Below are 5,394 nucleotides of genomic sequence, written 5' to 3'. Positions count from 1 at the left end.
TATTGATTCCGAAACTGCACCAGTTCGCTAAAACTGGGATAAGGATTTTTCAGCAGTTTAATCACTACAGGTAATGAGTCAGTTTCTCGATAACCTCGATAAACTAGGGTTCTCGAACCATTGTAGAGTTTGTCGGTAATTTTATATCCGGGAATACTAACTAGAGTACTGACCATACTACTCAATCCTGATTATTTCTAGATTTAGTGTTCCCAGATACAGCCCGACTAAATCATTCGTGAGAGATCAGATCCCCGGCAACTTTTACTAAATCACGGCTCTGTAACTTTTAATTCCCACAAATCAAATAGGATTGCTATATATTCGGTTGTTTATAAACAGAGAAAAAATTTACACCGGAATTTCAATTACAAATTCTGTACCCTCACCCAGAACTGAGTTAAAACTCAATTTACCGCCGTGGGTTTGTTCAACGATTTGACGGGCGATCGCGAGTCCTAATCCCGTCCCTTTACCTACAGCTTTTGTAGTAAATAAGTGGTCAAAAATCTTTTGTTTTACTGATTCATCCATCCCCTTAGCATTATCAGCAATAGCAATTTTCACGCCTTCATTTTTCAGAGAGGTTTTAATTATAATTCGGTTAGGATTGATCTTAATTTCCTCAAAACTCCGTCCCGTATTTGATTCATCCAGCGCATCAATTGCATTTGCCAGAATATTCATAAATACCTGATTTAATTGTCCAGGAAAACACTCAATCTTAGGTAAATTGCCATAATTGCTAATCACTTCAATTACTGGACGCTGTTCGTTTGCTTTCAGGCGATGTTTGAGAATTAAAATCGTACTGTCGATACCTTCGTGGATATTAAAAGGCACTTTGTAATCTTTATCAGCACGGGAGAAAGTGCGGAGACTGGTGCTAATATTTTTGAGGCGATCGCACGCCATCACCATTGAATCAATTGCTTTGGGTAAGTCTTCTAAGGTATAATCCAAGTCAATCTCTTCAGCATGGTCGGTAATTTCATCACTCGGATTTGGTAGACTTGATTGATATAGTTTCAAGTGTTCAACAATATCTGCAACGGTGGGTTTAGCTTGTTTGAGGCTAGCAGAAATAAAGCCTAAAGGATTATTCATTTCATGGGCTACCCCTGCGACTAAATTACCCAATGCTGACATTTTCTCACTTTGGACAATTTGTAATTGGGCTTGCTGTAAATCTTCTAATGCTTGCCCAGCTTGTTGATACAGTCGAGCATTCTCTAGAGATATTGCAGTTTGGGAAGACAATAAGTGAATGACGCTGAGGCGATCGCTAGTAAATACCCCTTGAGTCAGTTGATTTTCTAGATAAAGAATCCCTACCAAATGCCCTTGATTAATAATCGGGGTACATAATACACTCTGGGGTTGGATTCGGTGCATATATTCCCCAATCAACCCAATAATATCTGTTTTGCAATTGTCTATAACAACTGTTTGCTTGGTATTTTTGACGTAATGGATAATGTTTACGGGAATATCTTGACAATCATCTAGTGATTGTGTGTCGAGGATAGTTTGTATTTCCTCATGCTCAATAAAGGTAATTGCTCGTACTTGCCAAGTGTCGTCTTGGAGAAGAATTAGTGCAGATTTTTTCGCGCCAGAGTTTTCTAGGATAATGTGGGTGAGGCTGGTAATGAGTTGATCTAATTCTAGAGAACTGGAAATAGCTTGAGCCGCTTTCAGAACTGAGGTAAAATCTAGAACGTCGGAAATACTGGTGCTGCCAGCGCTAGAAGTGCGAGTGGAAGAGGAATTCCCACGAAAAGCAATAGTTTCTGAGGGGTTGAGGTTGATTCGTTGCTGTTGCAGAATGGGTTGGAGTAGCTGGGGATAGCGTTTTTCTAAATCTTCCACTTTGGCTTTTGCACCCCAACGAGCATAGCAGTAGTATGCTTGGTGCATATATGCTTGGGCAACTTTTTCTTTACGCCAATCGAGGTAAAATTTAGCTGTCAGTTCGTTGCTAAGTGCTTCTTCATTAAGGTATTCGTTTTCTTTAGCGAGGGAGATGGCGCGATCGTAATGTTCAAGTGCTTCTGCTTTATTGCCCAACACTCGTTGTTTTTCAGCCTCAACTAAATGCCATTTATGCAGATGATTCATCGGAGCATCTTGTGCCCATTGGTGCAAAGTGGTTTGATGGATTTCTACCTGGGCGAGAATTTCGGAAAGCTCAATTTCTGGCTGGGTAGAAAATAGTGCCAGGTGCGTCAGGGCTGCATAGAAATGGAAAATCGGAACAAAAATTAATCCTGATACTGCGAGCAAATACTGCTTACCTTGTTCAATGTAAGCGATCGCAGCTTTGTAGTTACCAAAAGAATAGGCAAGCAACAGTTTGTAAATATAGACCTCAGCAATCACCGTGAGTTCATTAGCTTGGCGATGCTTAGGAATCATGATTTCATCGTAGATAGTGCCGCTCAAACAATCCGGCTGAATCTGGGTTTCCCTGAAGTTCTGTGCCGCCTGCCGCATGATATTTACATAGGTCTGGGCAGAATGTTGCTTCGCCTGAGTCAAGGCAGCGTTGTAACTTGCTATATCTGATTCCAAACTGCTTAGTTCAGTGCCACTCCAAAAGACTGCATAGCTGTAACAGCATACGTTATAGCCAGCATGTAAAAAATCGCCAGTTTCCATACCAGACGTAAAACCAGCTTTCATCATCGGTATCGTTGCCCTGAGAGCTTCTTGCCAATGCTGAATAAAGCCGCCAAACAACATTAGAATTATGGATTTGAATTTCTGCACATTGAACCGATCTAGCAATGAGAGCGCCAATTGCCCAAAGCCATAGCCTGTTTCGACCTCTCCTAAAAAGGCAGACAGCACCATTCCGTGAAGCGCATACCCCACCGTAGAAGCGGGCGGATTCCCAAACTGAAGCGATAGACTCACCATTTTGGAGCTAATTAGCGGCAATAAACCCGGCATTCCCTGGAAAACGGGGGCAAACAACATTCCTAATAGTTGCATGGCTGCCTGTGCTTGGGGATCAGTCATCACTGGTAGGTCAGCCAGTTCCTCAATCCGTTTGCCTTCAAGTTGACTGGCAAGCACTTGTAGAGCTTTCCCAATCTCAGCATCGTTTGGCTCACTAGGTAGCTCAACCCCCAATTGTAAAAGTGCATCTCTGCCCACTGCGATCGCTTCTAACATTCTGGACTGGGCAGTCTGGGCAGCAATTTGAATTTCGTAAATTTTAACTTTGTCTAAAATCGTCTGGGCTGATTGCAACACCTGTACCGCTATCTGTTCCATGCCATCAAAGTCAGCATTCAAGTAGGCGGCTTCGGTAGCCGCAACATAGAGACTCAGAGCCAATTCATATTGATCTTGCCAGCAGTTGGCTGTGAGTAGCTCAATCCCGGTCTGTAAATAGACTCTGGCCGCAGCATAAGCGGTAGAATTTTTGGCTTTACCTCCTGCTGCCAAGTTAAGTCGAGCCAAGGTTTCTCGCTCGTTTGATTGGATGATTAACTCAATTCCTAGATTCAAGTGCCCAACAATATCAAACAGTTTTTCCTCTTGCTCAATCGCAGAGGAATTTTGTAGAAGTAATTGGCCAATTTTGAGATGAGTTGCTTGTTTTTGGTTATCAGGAATTAGAGAATAGCCAGCTTGCTGCACTCTGTCATGTAAAAATCTATATTTGGCTAATTGTTTACTGGTATTCCCATTTGATAGCGCCAATTTATCATGATCTTCTCCCTGATAAAACTTATAAACATCACTAATTGGTAAAATCAACCCTTCTTGTAAAGCTTTCCATAAACTAGCAGCCGTTTCAATTTCTGATTCTTCCGAAACAATTGCCAAAGTCGGTAAATCAAATTGATTGCCAATACAAGCGGCTAACTGCAACATCTTCTGAGTTGATTGAGGCAGTCTTTGTAATTGAAATACCATGAATTTAACAACATCATCTGTAACTGCTTGCTGATTTATTTGTGTGATATCACATTGCCAACACCCTGATTCCAAGTTAAATTCAATTAATCCATCTTGGTGTAATGCCTTGAGAAACTGTGTAGCGAAAAACGGATTACCTTGAGTTTTCTGATATATCAATAGAGAAAGAGGCAAAGCTAAATTTTCTGAACACTTCAGCGTGTCAGCAACTAATTGATTCACTTGTCCTTGACTCAGTGGTGCTAAAGTAATCGTATTAATCGTGGCTGCTGTTTTTTGGATATCATTCAAAGTCAACATTAACGGATGTGCTGGGTTGACTTCGTTATCACGATAGGCACCAATTAAGAAAAGATGCTTTGTATCAGCCATTAATAACTGCATTAACATCAATGATGCCGAATCAGCCCATTGCAAATCATCTAAAAACATCACTAATGGATGTTTGTCACTGGTAAAGACTTGGGTAAATTTCTGGAATAATAAATTAAATCGATTTTGTGCCGCAGTTCCTGATAATTCTGTAGCGGGTGGTTGTTGACCAATAATTATTTCTAATTCGGGGATGACTTCAATAATTACCTGTCCATTATCACCTACAGCCGCTAAAATATTGGTTTTAAATTGCTGGATTTTAGCATCGCTTTCTGTTAATAATTGACCCATTAAATCCCGGAAGGCTTGCACAAATGCACTGAAGGGAATATTTCGTTGAAATTGGTCATATTTCCCTTTGATAAAATAACCACGTTGTCTAACAATCGGTTTATGAACTTCGTTAACTACAACGGTTTTACCAACACCCGAAAAACCAGCTACCAGCATCATTTCTGTTGCACCAAGGCTAACTCTTTCAAATGCTTGGAGTAGGGTTGATACTTCTGTTTCTCTTCCATAGAGTTTATCAGGGATAATAAACCTGTCGCACATATCCCTAAGCGCAATTGGAAAAGTCTTAATTTCAGCAGTTTCTTGGAGTTGAGATAAACAATTTTCTAAATCAAATTTCAACCCTAATGCACTTTGATAGCGGGATTCGGCATTTTTCGCCATCAATTTCATTACGATATCACAGAGAACTTGGGGAATAGTCAAACAAACCTCACCCCAACCCTCTCCTTGGTAAGGAGAGAGTGCTGAAGACAGGTGAGGTTTATTCATGTTTGGTGGAAGTTTTGCAATATGACAATGCACTAACTCCATCGCATCGTTTGATTGAAAGGGTAACTCTCCTGTAAGTAATTCGTAGAAAGTTACACCTAAAGAATAAAAATCAGTCCGGTAGTCAATCCCCCGGTTCATTCTTCCTGTTTGTTCTGGGGAAATATAAGCGAGTGTCCCTTCTAACACATTGGCACTGATAAGAGTTTGAGTTTCTCGTGGCAGTAAAGATGCAATACTAAAGTCAATTAATTTAACTTGTTTGGTTTCGGGATTAATTAGAATATTGGCGGGTTTGAT

Annotated in this window: 1 protein-coding gene; it reads right to left on the bottom strand. The window is 40.7% G+C overall.

Annotated features, from left to right (window positions below; all coding sequences use genetic code 11):
* Nucleotides 1–351: 351 nt before the first annotated feature.
* Nucleotides 352–5,394: trifunctional serine/threonine-protein kinase/ATP-binding protein/sensor histidine kinase (locus V7K30_RS30210; protein WP_335005705.1), on the bottom strand; the 5,043-nt coding region annotated here is incomplete at its 5' end.

It is taken from the genome of Nostoc sp., assembly GCF_036917655.1.
In the GTDB taxonomy this organism is placed as follows: Bacteria; Cyanobacteriota; Cyanobacteriia; order Cyanobacteriales; family Nostocaceae; genus Nostoc.
This window is presented reverse-complemented; position numbering and strand designations above follow the sequence as displayed.